This window comes from Azohydromonas sediminis, from assembly GCF_003574675.1.
Classification (GTDB): domain Bacteria; phylum Pseudomonadota; class Gammaproteobacteria; order Burkholderiales; family Burkholderiaceae_C; genus Calidifontimicrobium; species Calidifontimicrobium sediminis.
Map to the genome: position 1 here is coordinate 33,793 of NZ_QOAZ01000001.1, position 20,455 is coordinate 54,247.

Here is a 20,455-nt window from a genome sequence, read left to right on the forward strand (position 1 = left end):
GGCCGGTGCGCTTGACGGCCTGCAGCGGCTTCTTCGTCGCGACCCGCGGCGACCGACCGCGGACGCGAACCCTTCACGGTGCCGGCTACTTGCGCTTGGGCGCCAGCACCATCACCATCTGTCGCCCCTCGAGCTTGGGCATGTGCTCGACCACCGCCACGTCGGCCAGGTCGTCGCGGATGCGCTCGAGCAGCCGCATGCCGATCTCCTGGTGCGTGATCTCGCGACCGCGGAAGCGCAGCGTAACCTTGCCCTTGTCGCCGTCCTCGGCGATGAAGCGGCGCAGGTTGCGCATCTTCACCGCGTAGTCGGCCTCGTCGGTGCCGGGGCGGAACTTGACTTCCTTGACCTCGATGACCTTCTGCTTCGCCTTCGCTTCGGCCGCTTTCTTCTGCTCCTGGTACTTGAACTTGCCGTAGTCCATCAGCCGGCACACCGGCGGATCGGCCTGCGGGGCGATCTCGACCAGATCGACGTCGTATTCACCAGCCAGCCGCAAGGCTTCCTGGATCGGCACGATGCCCAGCGGTTCGTTGTTCGGCCCGTTGAGCCGCACCTGCGGCGCCGTGATCTCCCGGTTCAACCGGTGCTTGCGGATGTCGTTCGGAATACGACGGTCGAAGAAAGTAGCGATGGTTCCAGCCTCGTCAGGGCCACCGGCAAGTTGTGGCCCGCAGTGAAAAACGAAAGGCGCGCCGTGCCGTCAGGCCTTGGCGGCGATGTCGCCGGCGAGCTTCGCGATGAAGTCGTCCAGCGGCATCACGCCGAGATCCCGATTGCCCCGGGCGCGCACCGCGACGGCGCCGCTTGCCTTCTCCTTGTCGCCCACGACGAGGATGTACGGCACCTTCTGCAACGAATGCGCGCGGATTTTATACGTGATCTTGTCGGCACGCAAATCCGCCTCGACTCTAACTCCTTGTTTTTGCAGTGTTTTCGCCACTTCAGCGGCGTAGTCGGCCTGGCCTTCCGAAATCGAGCACACCACGACCTGCACCGGCGCGAGCCAGGCGGGCAGCGCGCCGGCGTGCTGCTCGATCAGGATGCCGATGAAGCGCTCGAGGCTGCCGACGATCGCGCGGTGCAGCATCACCGGGTGCTTGCGGCTGCCGTCCTCGGCGACGTACTCGGCGTCGAGCCGCTGCGCCATCGAGAAGTCGACCTGCATCGTGCCGCACTGCCACTCGCGGCCGAGCGCGTCCTTCAGCGTGTACTCGATCTTCGGGCCGTAGAACGCGCCGTCGCCCGGCGCGACGACGAACTCGCAGCCCGACGCGCGCAGGCTCTCCATCAGCGCGTGCTCGGCCTTGTCCCAGATCTCGTCGCTGCCGATGCGCTGCTCGGGGCGCGTCGCGACCTTGTAGAGGATCTCGGTGAAGCCGAAGTCGGCGTAGACCTTCTGCAGCAGCGCGGTGTAGGCCACGCACTCGGGCAGGATGTGGTCCTCGGTGCAGAAGATGTGGCCGTCGTCCTGCGTGAAGCCGCGCACGCGCATGATGCCGTGCAGGCCGCCGCTGGGCTCGTTGCGGTGGCAGGCGCCGAACTCGCCGTAGCGCAGCGGCAGGTCGCGGTAGCTCTTGACGCCCTGCTTGAAGATCAGGATGTGGCCGGGGCAGTTCATCGGTTTCAGCGCGTAGTCGCGCTTCTCCGATTCCGTCGTGAACATGTTCTCGCGGTACTTGTCCCAGTGCCCCGTCTTCTCCCACAGCGTCCTGTCGAGGATCTGCGGGCCCTTGACCTCGAGGTAGCCGTTGTCGCGGTAGACGCCGCGCATGTACTGCTCGACCTGCTGCCACAGCGCCCAGCCCTTCGGGTGCCAGAACACGAGCCCCGGCGCGTGCTCGTCGAGGTGGAACAGGTCGAGTTCACGGCCGAGCCTGCGGTGGTCGCGCTTCTCGGCCTCCTCGAGCATCGTGAGGTACTTCTGCAGGTCGTCCTTCGTCGCCCACGCGGTGCCGTAGATGCGCTGCAGCATCTCGTTGCGGTGGTCGCCGCGCCAGTAGGCGCCGGCAACCTTCATCAGCTTGAAGTGCTTGAGCTTGCCGGTGCTCGGCACGTGCGGGCCGCGGCACAGGTCCTCGAAGCCGCCTTCGCGGTACAGGCTGACCTCCTCGCCGGGCGGGATGCTCGAGATGATCTCGGCCTTGTAGTGCTCGCCCAGGCTCTTGAAGTACGCCACCGCCTCGTCGCGCGGCAGCACGCGGCGCACGACGGGCTCGTCCTTCGCGGCGAGCTCGCGCATGCGCTGCTCGATCGCCTCGAGGTCCTCGGGCGTGAACGGGCGCTTGTACGAGAAGTCGTAATAGAAGCCGTTGTCGATCACCGGACCGATCGTGACCTGCGCGTCGGGGAACAGCTCCTTGACGGCGTAGGCCAGCAGGTGCGCCGTCGAGTGGCGGATCAGCTCGAGGCCCTCGGGGTCCTTGTCGGTGACGATGGCCAGCTCGGTGTCGGACTCCAGCCGGTAACTCGTGTCGACCAGCTTCGCGTCGGCGCCCCGCCCGACACGGCCGGCCAGGGCCGCCTTGGCCAGCCCCGGGCCGATGGCCGCAGCGACCTCGGCCACCGTCACCGGCGCGGGGAACTGCCGGCTCGAACCATCGGGCAAACGCACGGAAATCATCTGCGGACTCCAGAAACGAAAAAGCGCGGACGGGGCCGCGCTCGATCAGACGACGACAGGACGCGATCGACCGCGGCGGCTCAGCCTCCGGACAGCGGGGTCGACGTTCGCGGTGTCATCACCCGTCGTGCCTTTCTCGCTCTTGCTGAGTGGGTAAATCGAGGCTGCAATTCTACGCGCCGCGTTCACACGAGCGGCTCGGCGTCGATCGTCGACCGCGCGACGAGCGCGGCGAACTCGTCGGCCAGCCGTCGGCTCTCGGCGAGCGCGCGGCGCCACGCCGTCATGCGGCCGGCGAGGTCGTCGCCGTAGGCCTTGAAGTCGCTGCGGTCGGGCAGCTTGCCGCGCGGCAGCGTCGCGACCCACTCGGCGCTGGGCGCGAGCACGACGACGTTGGCCAGCCGCGCCGTCGCGCGGTGGCGATGGCGCAGCGCCTTGTCGAGCCAGCCGGGCACGATCTGGCGCTGGAAGTGCGGGTACAGCACGAGGCCGTCGCGCATCGACGCGTAGTCCAGGTGCAGGTGGTAGTCCGTGAGGCCGCCGTCCCAGTAGGCCCCTTTCGGTGCCCCGGGAATGTCGCGCACTGCCTCGAGCCAGAACGGAATCGAGCAGCTGGCCAGGATGCTCGGCTGCAGGTTGGCCGCCGTCAGCGGCACCACCGTCGTGCGGTAGTCGCGCAGGGGCAGCGGCAGCGCGTCGCGCGGGTCCGAGAACACGACGCGCTCGAGCCAGCCGCCCATCGCGCGGCGGCTCACGGCATTGGCCGCGAACGCGCCGAGGTAGCCGAGCGGCGTCGTCACCTTCGAGCCGAGCCGGCCCTCGCGGCCGAGCAGCGCGCGCCCGCGGCTCGTGAACACGTGCAGCCGCCAGCGCGGGTGGCCGAGCACTTCGGCCTCGCGGCCGCCGAAGCGTTCGGCGAGCTTGGCGGCGAACACCTCGCTGACGTGACGCGGCGCGGGCGGCTTGCCGGGCGCGTGCTCGTAGCGCTGGCCGATGTAGTCGTCGGCCAGCTGCGCCAGCGCCGCGTCGGCGTCGGGCAGGCAGGCGCAGGCCATGCGCCACGCGCCGATCGACGCCCCGGCCAGGTGCACGACCTGCGCACCGCCCTTCAGCCAGTGGCCGAAGACGAAGCGGTCGAGCGGATTCAGCACCAGCCCTTTCGGCCCGCCGGCGGCCGCGGGCACGACGCGCACATCGTCCGGCCGCAGGCCGCGCTCGCGCAGCCGCGCGCGGGCGCGCTCGCCGGCGAAGACCTGCAGCGCGCGCATCGCGACAGGCTCAGCCGCCGCGCAGCTTCGCGAACGCCGCGGCCATCGCGCCCTGCGGGGCGGGTGCCGCCGCGTGGCGCGTGCGCTCGCCGCCGCGCGGGGCGCGGTCGTCGCGCGCACCGCTGCGCGGCGCGGGCGCGGCGTCGAGGCGCATCGTCAGCGAGATGCGCGCACGCGCGAGGTCGACCTCGAGCACCTTGACCTTGACGACGTCGCCAGCCTTGACGACTTCGCGCGCGTCGCGCACGAAGGTGTTGGCGAGCTGGCTGACGTGCACGAGCCCGTCCTGGTGCACGCCGAGGTCGACGAAGGCGCCGAACTGCGCCACGTTGCTGACCGTGCCTTCGAGCACCATGCCGGGCTTGAGGTCCTTGATGTCCTCGACGCCCTCGCTGTAGCGCGCGACCTGGAAGTGCGGCCGCGGGTCGCGCCCCGGCTTCTCGAGTTCGGCGAGGATGTCGCGCACCGTGATCGCACCGAAACGCTCGTCGGCGAAGGCCTCGGGCTTGAGCGTCTTGAGCACGTCGGCGCGGCCCATCAGCTCGCCGATCGGCCGTCCGGTGGCCGCGAGCAGCCGGTCGACGACCGGGTAGCTCTCGGGGTGCACGCCGGTCATGTCGAGCGGGTTGTCGCCGCCGCAGATGCGCAGGAAGCCGGCCGCCTGCTCGAACGTCTTCGGCCCGAGGCCGGTCACCTCGAGCAGCTGCTGGCGGCTGCGGAAGGCGCCGCGCGCGTCGCGCCAGCGCACGATCGCCGCCGCGACCGACGGGCTCAGCCCCGACACGCGCGCGAGCAGCGGGACGGACGCCGTGTTCAGGTCGACGCCGACCTTGTTGACGCAGTCCTCGACGACCGCGTCGAGCGTGCGCGCGAGCTCGCTCTGGTTGACGTCGTGCTGGTACTGGCCGACGCCGATGCTCTTCGGGTCGATCTTGACCAGCTCGGCCAGCGGGTCCTGCACGCGCCGCGCGATGCTGACGGCACCGCGCAGGCTGACGTCGAGGTCGGGCAGCTCGCGGCTGGCGACCTCGCTGGCCGAGTAGACCGAGGCGCCGGCCTCGCTGACGACGACCTTGTCGAGCACGGCCTGCGGCGCGAGCTGGCGCACGCGCTTGACGAGCTCGGCGGCCAGGCGGTCGGTCTCGCGGCTCGCGGTGCCGTTGCCGATCGCGATTAGGCTCACGCCGTGCGCGGCCACGAGCCGCCCGAGCGTGGCCAACGCGCCGTCCCAGTCACGACGCGGCTCGTGCGGGTAGACGGTGGCGGTGTCGAGCACCTTGCCGGTTTCCGAGACGACGGCCACCTTGACGCCGGTGCGGATGCCGGGGTCGAGCCCCATCACGACGCGCAAGCCCGCCGGCGCGGCGAGCAGCAGGTCACGCACGTTCTCGGCGAAGACCTTGATCGCGACCGCTTCGGCGGCCTCGCGCAGCCGCGCGAACAGGTCGCGCTCGAGACTCAGGCTGAGCTTGACCTTCCACGTCCACGCGACCGTCTTGCGCAGCAGCTCGTCGGCCGGCCGGCCGCCGTGGCGCCAGCCGAGGTGGTGCGCGATGCGCCCCTCGGCCAGCGACGGCTGGCCGGGTGCGGGCTCCTCGTCGAGCACTAGCCGCGCGTCGAGGATCTCGAGCGCGCGGCCGCGGAACACGGCCAGCGCGCGGTGCGACGGCACCTTCGCGATCGGCTCGCGGTAGTCGAAATAGTCGCGGAACTTCGCGACCTCGGGGTTCGCCTCGTCCTTGCCGGCGGCCAGCGTCGAGCGCAGGAACCCCTCGGCCCACAGCCACTCGCGCAGTCGGCCGACGAGCGCCGCGTCCTCGGCCCAGCGCTCGGCGAGCAGGTCGCGCACGCCGTCGAGCACGGCGTGAACGTCGCCGAAGCCGGCCTCGGGGTTCAGGAACGCCGCCGCTTCGGCCAGCGGGTCGAGCGTCGGGTCGGCGAAGAGGCGGTCGGCCAGCGGCTCGAGCCCGGCCTCGCGCGCGATCATCCCCTTCGTGCGGCGCCTGGGCTTGTACGGCAGGTACAGGTCCTCGAGGTCCTGCTTCGTCGCGGCGGCCTCGATCGCGGCGCGCAGCTCGGGCGTGAGCTTGCCCTGCTCGTCGATGCTCCTGAGCACCGCGGCGCGGCGGTCCTCGAGCTCGCGCAGGTACGCCAGGCGCGCCTCGAGCTCGCGCAGGTGGGTGTCGTCGAGGCCGCCGGTGGCCTCCTTGCGGTAGCGGGCGATGAACGGCACGGTGGCGCCGCCGTCGAGCAGGTCGACCGCGGCGGCGACCTGCGCCGGGCGCACCTTCAGCTCGGCGGCGAGCTGCAGCAGGATCTTGTCCAAGGCAGGGAACGGGATACGCGAAAGGCGCGCAGTGTGCCATCGCCGCGCGGCGGCGCGGCACGCCGCGTCTCAGCCGGCGGCGCGCTCGGCGTGGCTTGCGATCGCGTCGGCCAGCCGCGGCATCAGCGCCGGCGGCAGGTCGTGGCCCCAGCCGGGAACGACCTCGATCCCGGCGTTCGGGATCTTGCTCACCAGGTCGTGCGCTGCGGCCACGCGCACCAGCGGGTCGTCGCGACCGTGCAGCACCAGCGTCGGCGCCGCGATGCGCCGAAGCAGCGGCGAACGGTCGCCGTCGGCGATCACGGCCAGCAGCTGGCGCGTCGCGCCGGCCGGGTGGTACGCGCGCTCGATCGACGCCGCGATGCGCTGGCGCAGTGCCTGCGGGTCCGGCGGGTACGCCGGGCTCGCGATGAGCGTCAGCAAATGCTGCATCAGCGCGAGCGCGCCGGCCGGGTCGCCGGCGCGCGGGCGCTGCAGCAGCGCGCGGCGCACCGCCGGCGCCGGCGGCGGCAGCGCGCGCGCGCCCGAGGTCGTCATCATCAGCGTCAGGCTCTTGACGCGCCCGGGGTGCGCGGCAGCGACGTGCTGCGCGATCATGCCGCCCATCGATGCGCCGCACAGGTGCACGCGCGTCAGCCCCAGCGCGTCGAGCACGCCGACCGTGTCGGCGGCCATGTCGGCCAGCGAGTACGGCGCGCGCACCGGCAGCCGCAGTCCGTAGCGCAGCCCGGCCCACGCGAGGCTGGGCACGCCGAGCGCGTCGAACCACTGGCTCAGTCCGATGTCGCGGTTGTCGAAGCGGATCGGGCGAAAGCCCCGGCGGCGCAGCGCGTCGAGCAGCTCGTCGGGCCACGCGACGAGCTGCATCGCCAGGCCCATCACGAGCAGCAGCGGCTCGCCGTCGGCCGGGCCCGCGTCGTCGACCTCGATGCCGATGCCGTTGGCGACGACGCGCACGGCTCAGCCCTTGCCCGCCGCGGCGAGCGGCCCCTCGTGCGCGGTGCGGAAGAACCAGCGCCGCGCGCCCTGCGCGTCGAAGCGCCGCCACTGCGCGGGATCCTGCGCCAGCCGGTCGGCGATCGCGTACAGCGCCAGCGGGTTCATGCCCATGCCGATGTGGCTCGCGTGCACCTCGATGTTCTCGGCCAGCGGGTGCTGCGGGTCGTTGAGGCTGCACTGCCACGCGACGACGCCGTCGGTCTTGCTGTAGATCGACGTCGTCGGCACCGGCGGCGGCTGGCGGATCAGCGCGAGCAGTTCGTCGTCGTCGGTGTGCTGGCCGCTGACGAGCTCGTAGAAGCGCCAGGCGTTCGTCGCACGCGGGTGGCCCGAGAACGGCGTGCCCAGCGTGATCACGCAGCGCACCTGCGCGCTCGCCTCCTTGGCGATCTCGCGCGCGTAGATGCCGCCCAGGCTCCAGCCGATCAGGCTGACCTTCTCGCGGTGCCGGTCGGCCAGCTGCGCGACCATCGCGCGCGTGGCCGCGAGCAGGCCTTGGCGCGGGCCGAAGTTGAACCCCTGCCGCCACGGGTACGGCGTGTGGCCGCTGGCGCGCAGGACGTTGCGCAGCGGCAGCGTGCTCGCGTCGGACGCGCCGAGCCCGGGGAACACGAGCACCGGGTGGCCATCGCCCGGCGGCAGCCGGCGCAGCCACGGCATCGCCGCCAGCAGCGCGGCGAGTTCCCACGGCGCGCGACTTTCGAGCAGCATCAGCCACGGACCGGGGGGCTGCAGCGCGACGCGGGCGTCGTCGAGCGGCGGCGGCGGCGCGGGGCGCGCGGGGGACGGGCGGCGGTAGACCGGCATCGGGGCAGGCGGTGCGGGCCTGCGGTGGGGCAGGTGGCGCGATGCTAGCGGCGCCGCCGCGCCTTGGCTGGAGGGCTGGCCCTAGGCGCCTTTGTCGCCTTCGAGACAGAGTCGCGCACCGTGCCGACGACGCGGCCCACCGTCTCGACGGCCATGCCGGGCACGATGCGCCCGAGCAGCCGCATCGCGTCGGTGTTGCCCAGCGTCTTGCCCACCGCGCTGCCGACCGCGACGCCGAACGCGGTGGCGCCGCGCGCGGCATCGACGACCGGCCGCGGCACGGTGCGGTCGACGACGGCGCCGATCTCCCGTCCGGCGCGGCGCGCGACGCCGCGCGCGATCTCGCCGGCCGTCGGCTCGTCGTCGGGCACGGCGATCGCGCGCAGGTCGTCGAACGCGACGCGCAGGTCGTCGGCCAGCGCCGCGACATCGGGCAGGGCCTTCGCGTCGGCGACGAGCCCGAAGTCGAGCGAGCGGTCGTAGCTCTGCACGGTGACGTTCAGCGCCAGGCCGTGGACGACGATCGATGCCGGGTAGCTGGTCAGCATGCGCGCGCCGGCCAGGTACAGCGGCATCGTCGGGCCGGGCACGTTCGAGATCACGAGGTTGGCCACGCCCGGGATGCGGTCGGCGAGCCGGGCCTTGCCGTACAGCGACGCGGCCGCCTCGAGCAGCCACGGCACGCCGATCGACGGGTAGTCGGTGGGCAGCACGCCACGCAGCGCGCCCATCGTGCCCTTCATCGCCGCGCTGGCGGCCTTGACGTGCTCGAGCCGGTTGAGCGGGTCGGCGAGGTGCGTGCCCAGGCTGACGAGACTCATCGAGGCCTGGTTGTCGCTCGAGGCGTCGCCGGCCGCGCGCAGCGACACCGGCACCGCGGCCACCAGCGACTTGCGCGGCAGCGCGCGCCGGCGTGCGAGGTAGCGCCGCAGCGCCGAACTGCACAGCATCAGCACGACGTCGTTGACGCTGGCGCCGTGCAGGCGGCCGAGTGCGCGCACCTCGTCGAGCGGCAGCGTCAGCGTCGCGAACGCGCGCTGCTCGCCGACCGACACGTTCAGCGGCGTGCGCGGCGCCAGCGTCACGTTGCTGAAGCCCTTGACGCGGCCGGCCAGCGCGCGCGCCGCGGCGCTGCGCAGGCTGTCGACGGTGGCCGGCAGCTCGCGCACGAGGCGCGCGACCTGCTGCACCTCCTGCCCGATGGCCTGGCGCAGCATCTCGAGCGGGCCGGGCGCCAGCGCCGCGTCGCCGCCGGCAGGCACGCGACGGCGCGCCTTGACGGTGGCCAGCGCACGTGGCACCGGCGTCGGGTCGAGCAGCGCGTTGGCCAGCGCGACCGCGGCCTGGCCGTCGACGGCCGCGTGGTGCAGCTGCGTGTACAGGCCCACGCGCCGGCAGCCGTCGGCGCCGGGGGCCAGCCCCTCGAGCACGTGCATGCGCCACAGCGGCCGCGAGCGGTCGAGTGGCACGGCGTGCAGCCGCGCGACCTCGGCTTCGAGCTCGCGCAGGCCGCTGCCGTGGCGCGCGCTGGCCGGCAGGCGCACCTCGACGACGTGGTGGCGCAGGTCGGGCTCGGCGTCGATCCACGCCGGATTGGCGAGGTTCAGCGGCATCCACCACAGCCGCCGGCGCAGCACCGGCGCGACCGCCAGGCGCGACTGCAGGTGACGGCGCAAGTCGTTGACGAAGCGGCCGCGGTGCCCGCGCGGCAGCTCGAGCACATGCAGCGCGCCGACGTGCATCGGCATCTGCGGTGTCTCGAGGTGCAGGAACAGCGCGTCGAGCCCCGACAGCGGCTGCAGCGTGCTCACGCCGCGCTCCCGGCCGCCGATGCGGGGTTGCCGATGCGCTCGAGCGTGGCCATCAGTTCGGACATCTCCACCGGCTTGGTCAGGTACTGCCGCAGGCCGCGGGCCAGCCCGCGCTCGACTTCGGCGGGCATCGCGTCGGCCGACAGCGCGATGACCGGAATATCGCACGTCGCCGGGTCGGCCTTCAGCGCGTCGAGCACGGCGTAGCCGTCCATGCCGGGCAGCTGGATGTCGAGCAGGATCAGCTGCGGGCGCTCGGCGCGCGCGCGCTCGAGGCCGCTCGGCCCGTCGGGCGCCGCATCGACGCGCTGCACGCCCAGGTGCGCGAGCATCGCCTCGAGAACCTGCACGTTGACCGGGTTGTCCTCGATGTACAGCACGTGCTGCGGCACCGCTGCAGCGCGCGCGGCGGCACGATCGGCCGGCGCCTGCAACGGCGCGGGTGCCGCCGGCAGGTCGACCCAGAACGTCGAGCCCTCGCCGGGGCGCGACTGCACGCCCAGCCGCCCGCCCATCAGCTCGACGAGCCGGCGCGACAGCGCCAGCCCGACGCCGGTGCCCTCGACGCTGCCGGCCTCGGCGCCGAGGCGCTCGAACGGCGTGAACAGGCGCTCGAGCTTGTCGGCAGCGATGCCGACACCGCTGTCGCTGACGCTCAGCCGCCGCCGACCGTCGTCGAGCGCGACGCTGTCGACGCGCACCCAGCCGCCGGCGCGGTTGTACTTGACGGCGTTGCTCAGCAGGTTGACCAGCACCTGGCGCAGCCGCGTCGGGTCGGCCTGCACCGCAGCGCACGACGCGGCGCCGGCCGTGACCTGCACCGCGTGGGCGTCGGCCAGCGGCTGCACGAGCCGCATCGCCTGCGCGACGGTGGCGTCGACGTCGACCGGGCCGATCGACACCGCGAGGCGGCCCGACTCGATGCGCGACAGGTCGAGCAAGTCGGTGATCAGCGCGAGCAGGTGGTCGCCGGCGCGGCGGATCTCGTCGACGTAGCGCCGCGTCGCGGGCGGCAGCGGCTCGACTTCGAGCAGCTGCGCGAAGCCGAGGATCGCGTTGAGCGGCGTGCGCAGCTCGTGGCTCATGTGCGACAGGAACTCGCTCTTGCCGGCGCTGGCGCGCTGCGCCTCGTCGCGCGCCTGCACGAGCTCGGCGGTGCGCTCGGCGACGCGGCGCTCGAGCTCGACGTTGAGGTCGCGCAGCGCGCGCTCGGCGCGCTTGCGCTCGGTGACGTCGACGGCCACGCCGAGGAAGCCGGCCGGCTCGCCGCGCTCGTCGAGCATGCGCGTGATGGCCAGGCTCACCGTCAGGCGGGTGCCGTCCTTGCGCACGTAGGTCCACTCGCGCGGGCGGAAGTCGCCGCGCAGCGCCGGCGCGCGCATGGCCTGCATCGCGTCGACCGGTTCGCCGTACTCGACGCTGAGCTCGCGCGCGCGCGCCTCGAGTTCCTCGGGCACGTGGAACTCGCGCACCGTCATGCGGCCGACGACCTCGTCGGCGCGCCAGCCGAGCATGCGCTCGGCGCCGGTGTTGAACAGCACGACGCGGCCACTCTCGTCGCCGGCCGTGATCGCGACTTCGGTCGCGGCGTCGATCACGCGCTGCAGCTGCTGGCGCGCGGCCTGCGTGGCCTGCTGCTCGAGCTGCGCGCGCGTGACGTCCTGCAGCGTGCCGCTCGTGCGCAGCGGTTCGCCGAGCGCGTTGTACACCGTCTCGCCGCGGTGTTCGACCCACTTGACGCGCCCGTCGGCCATGCGCAGCCGGTGACGCAGCGACCACGGCTGGCGCGTGCGCAATGCCGCCGCCTGCACGTCGACCAGGCGCTGGCGGTCGTCGGGGTGCACCGCGGCCAGCAGCGCCTGCGACGACGGCTCGACCTGCGTCGCGTCGAGTTCGAGGATGCGGCCGAGCTCGGCCGACCACTGCATCCGCGCCAGCAGGTGGTCGAGTTCCCAGCTGCCGACCTGCGCGAGCGCCTGCGCCTGCGCGAGCTGCGCGTCGCGCTGGCGCAGCGCATCGATGTAGCGGATGCGGTCGATCGCCACCGCGGCGTGGCGCGCGAGGTCGACCAGGTGCGCGAGCTGCTCGGGCGTCGGCACGCGCACGCCTTCGTCGCCGAAGGTGCCGGTGGCCAGCAGGCCGGCGCGCCGGCCGGCGACGAACAGCGGCACGTGCACCAGCGTGCGCGGCACCAGCGGCGCGAGCGTCGTGCGCGCGGTGCGGCGGTCGAGCTGCGCGTCGGGCCACACGATCGGCGCGTCGCCTTGCAGCAGGTCGCGCAGCAGCGACGACGCCGCCGGGTTGAGCTGCTGCGACCACGACGGCGCCGCCAGCTGCGAGATCGGCTCGCCGGCGGTGCCCTCGAGGCGGTAGCGCGTGCCCAGCTCGTCGGCGAGCAGGAGCCAGACGTTGCGGTGACCGATGCGCGCTTCGATCTCGTCTTTCAGCGCCGCGGCCACGGCATGCGCATCGCGCGCGAGTTCGAGCCGCTGCGCGAGCTGCAGCAGCGCGTCGCGGCGCTGCGCGTCGTCGCGGCGGCGCTGCTCGGCCGCCAGCCGCTCGGTGACGTCGGTGCCGATCGCCAGCACGGCGTCGACGCCGCCGGCCGCGTCGAACAGGGCCTGGCTGGACCACTCGACCGCGCGCACCGTGCCGTCGCCGAGCTGCATCGCCGCGACGTGCTGGCGCACCACCTCGCCGCGGCACACGGCGTCGAACATCGCGCGCAGGCCCGCCCGGTCGGCCGGCGGAATGAAGATGTCGAACCAGTCGCGGCGGTGCAGGTGGGCCAGCTGCCAGCCGGTGAGCTGCTCGAAGTGCCGGTTGACCAGGCGCACGCCGCCGCGCGCGTCGAGCACCAGCACGAGCACCGGCGCGACGTCGATCAGCCGGCGCGCGAATTCGCGTTCGCGCTGCAGCGCCTCCTGCGCGGTGCGCAGCGCCGTTTCGTCGGCGAACGAGGCCATCATCGCCAGCGGCCGGCCGTCGTCGGCGCGCACCAGGTGCGCCGACGTGCGCATCGGCATCGTGCCGCCGTCGCGGCGCTGCGCGAGCAGCGTGCCCTCCCAGCGGCCGTGCGCCTGCAACGCGTCGACGACGCTGGCGGCCCCCGCCGGGTCCTGCCAGAACGACGTCACGCACCGCCCGACGACGCCGTCGCGCGCGTCGTACCCCCAGGCGCGCACGAACGCATCGTTGACGTAGGTCAAGCGGCCGGCGAGGTCGCTGATCGCCACCGGCATCTGTGCCGCATCGAGCGCGTGGCGCAGCGCCTGCCGCTCGAGGCGATCGTCGTCGGGTGGCACCGCGGCCGACGCGCCGCCGCGACGGCGGTGCAGCCACCAGGACAGCGCCGCGCCCACACCGGCGGCCGCCGTCAGCCACAGCCAATGCGACGGGGACAGCGGCGGCAACTGCATCGGGGCCGGGGTGTCTACGGCACCGAGTCTGCGCCGCGTGCGGCGTCCTCGCCTCGGGGGAAGCCCGTGCGCGCCGCTGCACTGTCGCGCGCCGGCGACGCCGGCCGGCGCAGCGCGAGCAGCTCGTGCACGACCAGCGCCCCCAGCACGAGCGCGCCGCCGGCGAGCACGGTCGACGACGGCGCCTCGCCGGCCCCGAGCCAGGCCCACGCGACGCCGAACACGACTTCGAGCAGCGCGAGCAGCGACACCTCGGGCGCGCTGAGCACGCGCGCGGCCGCCACTGCGAGCAGGCAGGGCACCGCGAGCTGCACGACGCCGAGCAGCGCGAGCCAGCCGACGTCGTGCGCCGTCGCCGCGAATGGCAGCGACAGCGGCAGCGTGGCCGCGGCCGACAGCACCGCACCGACGAGCACGGCCGGCAGCATGTCGGGCGGCGGCGCAGCGTCGCCTTGCGCACGCTGGCGCAAACCCTGCAGCAAGGTCCAGTTGACCGCTGCCGCGACCGGCACCGCCAGCGCGACGACGACGCCGAGCGCGTGCGTGCCGCCGGCGGCGCTGACGTCGCGGCCGTACATCCACGCGATGCCAGCGCCGGCCACCGCGATCGCCGCCCACGTGCGCGCGGCGAGCCGGTGGCCGAGCGCGACGCGTGCCGCCAGCGCCGTGAACAGCGGCGCCACCGCCATCGTCACCAGCACGTTGGCCACCGTCGTCAGCGTCAGCGCGACCATGAAGGCGGTGAACATCACGCTCCAGCACAGTCCCGACAGCCACAGCGCCGGCCCGCCGGTGCGCAGCGTGTGCAGCAGCGCCCGCGGGCCGCGCAGCCACGACAGCAGCACTGCGAGCGCCAGCGCGTTGAACGCGCTGCGCCAGAACGTGACCTCGAACGCGGCGGCCGCGTCGAGCAGGCGCGTGACGACGCCGGCGATGCTCCACAGCAGCGTCACCAGCACCATCAGTGCCACGGCCCGTCGATGTGTCATACGTTCAGCGGGCCGGCTGCGCCTGCCCTCGTTCCTCATGCTGGCGCCCCCGCCTGGCGGGGGGCGGGGGGTGCCCCATGGCGGCGCGCCGCGCGCGGCGCGAAGCCGCTCAAGCGGCTTCGCGCTGCGCGCGCTTGCGCTCGTGCTCCTTCAGGAAGCGCTTGCGCAGCCGGATCGACTTCGGTGTGATCTCGACGAGCTCGTCGTCCTCGATGAACTCGACGGCGTACTCGAGCGTCAGCTCGATCGGCGGCGTCAGGCGGATCGCGTCTTCCTTGCCGCTGACGCGGAAGTTCGTCAGCTGCTTGGTGCGCACCGCATTGACGACGAGGTCGTTGTCGCGGTTGTGCACGCCGACGATCATCCCCTCGTAGACCGGGTCGCCGGGCTTGACGAACATGCGGCCGCGGTCGTCGAGCTTGCCCAGCGCGTAGGTGACGATCTCGCCGTCTTCCTGGCTCACGAGCACGCCGTTCTTGCGACCGGCGATCTCGCCCTTGTACGGCTCCCAGCCGTCGAAGATGTTGCTGATCAGCCCGGTGCCGCGCGTGAGGTTGAGGAACTCGGTCGAGAAGCCGATCAGCCCGCGCGCCGGGATGCGGTACTCGAGCCGCACGCGCCCGGCGCCGTCGGTCTCCATGTTGACGAGCTCGCCGCGGCGCTCGCCGAGCGCCTGCATCACGGCGCCCTGGTGCTGGTCCTCGACGTCGCAGGTCACGAGCTCGATCGGCTCCATGCGCACGCCGTTCTCCTCGTGGAACACGACGCGCGGCTTGCTCACCGCGAGCTCGTAGCCCTCGCGGCGCATGTTCTCGAGCAGGATCGTCAGGTGCAGCTCGCCGCGGCCCGAGACCTCGTAGACGCCGTCCTCCGCGGTGTCCCTGACACGCAGCGCGACGTTGCTCTGCAGCTCGCGCTCGAGGCGGTCGCGGATCTGGCGGCTGGTGACAAACTTGCCCTCGCGGCCCGCGAGCGGGCTCGTGTTGACGCAGAAATTCATCGTCAGCGTCGGCTCGTCGACCTGCAGCATCGGCAGCGGCCGCGGGTCGTCGGGGCTGGTCAGCGTGACGCCGAGGCCGATGTCGTCGATGCCGTTGACGAGCACGATGTCGCCGGGGCCGGCACGGTCGGTCACGCGCCGCTCGAGGCCCTCGAACGTGAGCACCTGGTTGACGCGCCCTTTCCTCGACGGCCCGTCGGTGCCCTCGCAGACGAGCACGTCCATGCCCGGGCGGATCGTGCCGGCGTTGACGCGGCCGATGCCGATGCGCCCGACGTAGCTCGAGTAGTCGAGCGAGCAGATCTGCAGCTGCAGCGGCGCGTCGGGGTCGCCCTCGTGCGGCGGCACGTGCTTGACGATGGCCTCGAACAGCGGCGCGAGGTCGGTGCCGACCGTGCCCGGCTCGAGCGTCGCCCAGCCGTTGAGGCCCGACGCGTAGACGACCGGGAAGTCGAGCTGCTCCTCGGTCGCGCCGAGCTTGTCGAACAGGTCGAAGGTGGCGTTGATCACGTAGTCGATGCGCGAGCCCGGGCGGTCGACCTTGTTGACGACGACGATGGGCTTCAGGCCCAGCGCCAGCGCCTTCTTGGTCACGAAGCGCGTCTGCGGCATCGGGCCCTCGACGGCGTCGACGAGCAGCAGCACGCCGTCGACCATCGACAGCACGCGCTCGACCTCGCCGCCGAAGTCGGCGTGGCCGGGGGTGTCGACGATGTTGATGTGCGTGTCCTTCCAGCGCACCGCGCAGTTCTTGGCCAGGATCGTGATGCCGCGCTCGCGCTCGAGGTCGTTGCTGTCCATCACGCGCTCGGCGACCTGCTGGTTGTCGCGGAAGGTGCCGCTCTGGCGCAGCAGCTGGTCGACGAGCGTCGTCTTGCCGTGGTCGACGTGGGCGATGATCGCGATGTTGCGGATCGGTCGGGTCATGCGGGTTCTCGCGGGTTCAGCAGCCCGGCCACCTCGGCCGGGCTGAGCAGTCGGTCGGCGATCAGCTCGCCGGCGGTGATGTGCGCGCTGCCGAGGAACGCGCGCGGCTGCGGCCCGTAGACGCGCACCGCGGGCGCGTCGGGCAGCCGCACGCGCCGGCGCAGCCCGGTCAGGAAGCGCCCGGCCTCGTCGTCGGGCAGCGCCACGCGCGGCCAGTGCCCGACGAGCACGTCGGGCGGCAGCAGCAGCGCGTCGCGCTGCGCCTCGTCCATCGCCTGCAGCGCGTCGAGCGTGACGGCGCCATCCAGCGTCAGCGTGCCGCTGGCAGTGCGGCGCAGCGCCGCGAGGTGCGCGCCGCAGCCCAGCGCCGCGCCGAGGTCCTCGGCGAGCGTGCGCACGTAGGTGCCCTTGCTGCAGGCGACGTCGAGCACGAGCCGCTCGCCGTCCCACTCGACGACGTCGAGGCGGTGGATCGTCACCTGCCGCGGCGCGCGCTCGATGGTGACGCCGGCGCGCGCGTAGTCGTACAGCGCCCGCCCCTGGTGCTTGAGCGCCGAGTGCATCGGCGGCACCTGCTCGATCGTGCCGGCGAAGCGCGCGCAGGCGGCGTCGATCGCCGTACGGTCGATGGACACGGTGCGGCGCTCGACGACGTCGCCCTCGGCGTCGCCGGTCGTCGTCGTGACGCCGAGCGCGAGTGTGGCGCGATAGGCCTTGTCGGCGTCGAGGCTCGCCTGCGCGAACTTGGTCGCGGCGCCGAAGCACACCGGCAGCAGGCCGCTGGCCAGCGGGTCGAGCGTGCCGGTGTGGCCGGCCTTCTCGGCGCGGTACAGGCGCTTGGCGCGCTGCAACGTGTCGTTGCTCGACAGGCCCGCGGGCTTGTCGAGCAGCAGCACGCCGTGCACGGCACGGCGCGGCAGGCGCGCGCGCGGCTCGCTCACGTCAGTCGTCCTTCGCGCGGGTCTCGTTGGCGCGGCGGATCAGCTCGTTGAGCTCGGCGGCGCGCTCGGTCGTGCGGTCGAAGTGGAAGTGCAGCGTCGGCACCGTGTGGATCTGCAGCCGCTTGAACAGCCCGTTGCGCAGGAAGCCCGCCGCCTCGTTGAGCGCGGTCTCGCACTCGACGGGGTCGCCGACGAGCAGCGAGAAGTAGACCTTGGCGTGCGCGTAGTCGGGCGAGACCTCGACGGCGTTGATCGTCAGCAGGCCCACGCGCGGGTCCTTCAGTTCGCGGATCAGCTCGGCGAGGTCACGCTGGATCTGGTCGGCCACGCGGTAGCTGCGGTTGGGAATGCTCTTCCTGTGACGCATCGGGACTCCTTTCGAAGCGCAAACCCCGCCTTCCTTGCGGTCGGCGGGGTGTGCAGTCGGGGACGACTCCGCCTTACAAGGTGCGGGCGACTTCCTTGATCTCGAAGAACTCGAGCTGGTCGCCTTCCTTGATGTCGTTGTAGTTCTTCAGCTTGATGCCGCACTCGAAGCCTTCCTTGACTTCGCGCACGTCCTCCTTGATGCGGCGCACCGACTCGACCTCGCCGGTGTAGACGACGACGTTGTCGCGCAGCAGGCGGAAGCGTGCACCGCGGCGCACGACGCCCGAGGTGACCATGCAGCCGGCCACCGTGCCGATCTTCGAGGCGACGAAGACCTGGCGGATCTCGGCGCTGCCGATGATCTCCTCGCGCTGTTCGGGCGCGAGCAGCCCGCTCATCGCCGCCTTCACGTCGTCGACCGCGTCGTAGATGATGTTGTAGTAGCGGATGTCGACACCGCTGCTCTCGGCGAGCTTGCGTGCGCCGGCGTCGGCGCGCACGTTGAAGGCGATGATGACGGCCTTCGACGCGAGCGCGAGGTTGACGTCGCTCTCGCTGACCGCACCGACCGCCGCGTGCACGATCTGCACCTTGACCTCGTCGGTCGAGAGCTTGAGCAGCGACGCCGACAGCGCTTCCTGCGAGCCCTGCACGTCGGCCTTGATGATCAGCGGCAGCGTGAGCACCTTGCCCTCGCCCATCTGCTCGAACATGCTCTCGAGCTTGGCGGCCTGGCGCTTGTTGAGCGCGACCTCGCGGTACTTGCCCTGGCGGAAGGTCGCGATCTCGCGCGCGCGGCGCTCGTCGGCGAGCACCATGAACTCGTCGCCGGCGGCCGGCACTTCGGTCAGGCCCTGGATCTCGACCGGGATCGACGGGCCCGCCTCGGTGGTGGGCTTGCCGTCTTCGTCGAGCATCGCACGCACGCGGCCGTACGAGCTGCCCGCGAGCACGACGTCGCCGCGCTTGAGCGTGCCCGACTGCACCAGCACGGTGGCCACCGGGCCCTTGCCCTTGTCGAGCCGCGCCTCGATCACGAGGCCCTTGGCCGGCGCGTCGACCGGCGCCTTCAGCTCGAGCACCTCGGCCTGCAGCAGCACCTGCTCGAGCAGGTTGTCGATGCCCTGCCCGGTCTTGGCCGACACCGGGCAGAACGGCGAGTCGCCGCCGAATTCCTCCGGCACGACCTGCTCGGCGATCAGTTCGCTCCTCACGCGCTCGAGGTTGGCCTCGGGCTTGTCGATCTTGTTGATCGCCACGACGATCGGCACGCCGGCCGCCTTCGCGTGGTGGATCGCCTCCTTGGTCTGCGGCATCACGCCGTCGTCGGCGGCGACGACGAGGATCACGATGTCGGTGGCCTTGGCGCCGCGTGCACGCATCGCGGTGAACGCCTCGTGGCCCGGCGTGTCGAGGAAGGTGATCATCCCGCGCGGCGTCTGCACGTGGTAGGCGCCGATGTGCTGCGTGATGCCGCCGGCCTCGCCCGCGGCCACGCGCGTCGAGCGGATGTAGTCGAGCAGCGAGGTCTTGCCGTGGTCGACGTGGCCCATCACGGTGACGACCGGCGCGCGCGGCTTGGCCTCGGCCTGCGACGCGGCCGCACCCTCCTCGGCGAGGAAGGCCTCGGGGTCGTCGAGCTTGGCCGCGACCGCCTTGTGGCCCATCTCCTCGACGACGATCATCGCCGTCTCCTGGTCGAGCTGCTGGTTGATCGTGACCATCTGCCCGAGCTTCATCAGCTGCTTGATGACCTCGCTGGCCTTGACGCTCATCTTGTGCGCGAGGTCGGCCACCGAGATCGTCTCGGGCACGTGCACCTCGTAGACCTGCGCCTCGACGGGCGGCACGAAGCTCGACTCGCCTTCGCCGCGTTCGCCGCGGCGCGCGCCGCCGCGCGGCGCCTTCCAGCCGCCGCGCGCAGCGCCGGCACCGACGTCGGTGCGGCCCTTGGCCAGCCCCGGGCGCTTGGCGCCGTCGGCCCACGCCGACGACATCTTGTCGGCCTTGACCGACTTCTTGTCGCCGGGCTTGGCCGGCGCCGGCGCGGGCGCGCCGGCACCCGGCTTCGGCCGGTGGATCGTGCCGGCGATGCCCGCCTTGGCCGCCTCGGCCGGCTTGGCCTCCTCGGGCTTCTTGGCCGTGAGCACCTTGCGCGGCTGCGCCATCATCGCGCGGATCGCGGCGGCCTCGGCCTCGGCCGCCTTGCGGCGCTTCTCGAGGTCGGCCAGACGCTGCTTCTCGGCGGCATCGGCGTCGACGGCCTTGACCACGCGCAGCGCCGGCTTCGGCGCCTCGGCCGGCGCCGCCGGCGGCGCCGCTTCGGGAGCCGGCGCCGGGGCCGGCGCGGCCTTCGCCTTGGCGCCCGCCTGCTTCGCGGCGGCTGCAGCCTGCTCGGCCGCGGCGAGCTCGGCGGCCGCCTTTTCGGCGGCCTCGCGCGCACGGGCCTCGGCGGCCTCGCGCTCGCGCCTTTCCTGTTCCTCGCGCTGCCGGCGGCGCTCGGCCAGCTCCTCTTCCTGGCGCTTGAGCAGCTCGGCCTGGCGCTGCGCCTCTTCCTCGCGGCGCTGCAGCTCGGCCTCGTCGATCACCGGCGCGGCCGGGGCGGCTTCCTCGGCGGGCGCGGCCTCCTCGCGCTTGACGAACACGCGCTTCTTGCGCACCTCGACCTGGATCGTGCGCGCCTTGCCGCTGGCGTCGGCCTGCTTGATCTCGCTCGTGCTCTTCTTGACGAGCGTGATCTTCTTGCGCTCGCCGCCGGCGGTGCCGTGCACGCTGCGCAGGTACTCGAGCAGGCGCTCTTTGTCGTGCTCGGTCAGCGTGTCTTCGATCGAGCCCTTGCGCACGCCCGCCGACTGCAGCTGCTCGAGCAGCGTCGCCGCCGGGCGGTTCAGCTCGGCGGCCAACTGGGCGACGGTAGTGACTGCCATGGGGTGATTTTCCTTGCTGGGTGGGGCCGGGCCGGGTGTCGTGTCGCGC

Annotated in this window: 13 protein-coding genes; all 13 read right to left on the minus strand. The window is 72.7% G+C overall.

Going from position 1 to position 20,455, the window contains the following annotated elements:
- Nucleotides 1-85: 85 nt before the first annotated feature.
- The 13 genes from infC to infB all read right to left on the minus strand — a co-directional run bounded on the left by infC (nt 86) and on the right by infB (nt 20,406).
- Complete coding sequence (gene infC / locus DRV96_RS00200; protein WP_235823226.1) at nt 86-583, minus strand: translation initiation factor IF-3; 498 nt, start codon at nt 581-583, stop codon at nt 86-88.
- Between the two features lie 120 nt (nt 584-703).
- Entirely contained in the window at nt 704-2,623 is a 1,920-nt protein-coding gene (gene thrS / locus DRV96_RS00205; RefSeq protein ID WP_119286373.1) for a threonine--tRNA ligase, read from the minus strand.
- Between the two features lie 185 nt (nt 2,624-2,808).
- Nucleotides 2,809-3,891, minus strand: coding sequence for a patatin-like phospholipase family protein (locus tag DRV96_RS00210; protein WP_119286896.1), 1,083 nt, complete (start codon nt 3,889-3,891; stop codon nt 2,809-2,811).
- A gap of 10 nt (nt 3,892-3,901) precedes the next feature.
- On the minus strand, nt 3,902-6,217 hold the full coding sequence (locus DRV96_RS00215) for a Tex family protein (protein ID WP_119286376.1): 2,316 nt from the start codon (nt 6,215-6,217) through the stop codon (nt 3,902-3,904).
- A 69-nt stretch (nt 6,218-6,286) separates the two neighbouring features.
- A complete protein-coding gene (locus DRV96_RS00220) occupies nt 6,287-7,174 on the minus strand; it encodes an alpha/beta fold hydrolase (RefSeq protein WP_119286379.1) in 888 nt (295 codons plus the stop codon).
- Nucleotides 7,175-7,177: 3 nt separating this feature from the next.
- Nucleotides 7,178-8,023: an esterase/lipase family protein gene (locus DRV96_RS00225; RefSeq protein ID WP_119286381.1), complete on the minus strand. Its 846-nt coding sequence runs from the start codon at nt 8,021-8,023 to the stop codon at nt 7,178-7,180.
- Nucleotides 8,024-8,067: 44 nt separating this feature from the next.
- Complete coding sequence (locus DRV96_RS00230) at nt 8,068-9,834, minus strand: wax ester/triacylglycerol synthase family O-acyltransferase (protein ID WP_119286383.1); 1,767 nt, start codon at nt 9,832-9,834, stop codon at nt 8,068-8,070.
- Nucleotides 9,831-13,253: a PAS domain S-box protein gene (locus tag DRV96_RS00235; protein WP_119286385.1), complete on the minus strand. Its 3,423-nt coding sequence runs from the start codon at nt 13,251-13,253 to the stop codon at nt 9,831-9,833. Before DRV96_RS00235 ends, DRV96_RS00230 begins: the two co-directional genes overlap by 4 nt.
- 14 nt (nt 13,254-13,267) lie before the next feature.
- Nucleotides 13,268-14,242 carry a DMT family transporter gene (locus tag DRV96_RS00240; RefSeq protein ID WP_119286388.1) on the minus strand — a complete coding sequence of 325 codons (975 nt, stop codon included), beginning with the start codon at nt 14,240-14,242 and terminating at the stop codon, nt 13,268-13,270.
- A gap of 109 nt (nt 14,243-14,351) precedes the next feature.
- The gene (typA, locus tag DRV96_RS00245) at nt 14,352-16,169 is read right to left on the minus strand and encodes a translational GTPase TypA (protein WP_119286390.1); all 1,818 of its coding nucleotides are present in this window, start codon (nt 16,167-16,169) and stop codon (nt 14,352-14,354) included.
- Complete coding sequence (gene truB / locus DRV96_RS00250) at nt 16,166-17,110, minus strand: tRNA pseudouridine(55) synthase TruB (RefSeq protein ID WP_119286392.1); 945 nt, start codon at nt 17,108-17,110, stop codon at nt 16,166-16,168. The genes typA and truB overlap by 4 nt, the downstream gene beginning before the upstream one ends.
- A 1-nt stretch (nt 17,111) precedes the next feature.
- Nucleotides 17,112-17,477, minus strand: coding sequence for a 30S ribosome-binding factor RbfA (rbfA, locus tag DRV96_RS00255; protein WP_119286394.1), 366 nt, complete (start codon nt 17,475-17,477; stop codon nt 17,112-17,114).
- Between the two features lie 73 nt (nt 17,478-17,550).
- On the minus strand, nt 17,551-20,406 hold the full coding sequence (gene infB / locus DRV96_RS00260) for a translation initiation factor IF-2 (protein ID WP_119286396.1): 2,856 nt from the start codon (nt 20,404-20,406) through the stop codon (nt 17,551-17,553).
- Between the last annotated feature and the right edge of the window lie 49 nt (nt 20,407-20,455).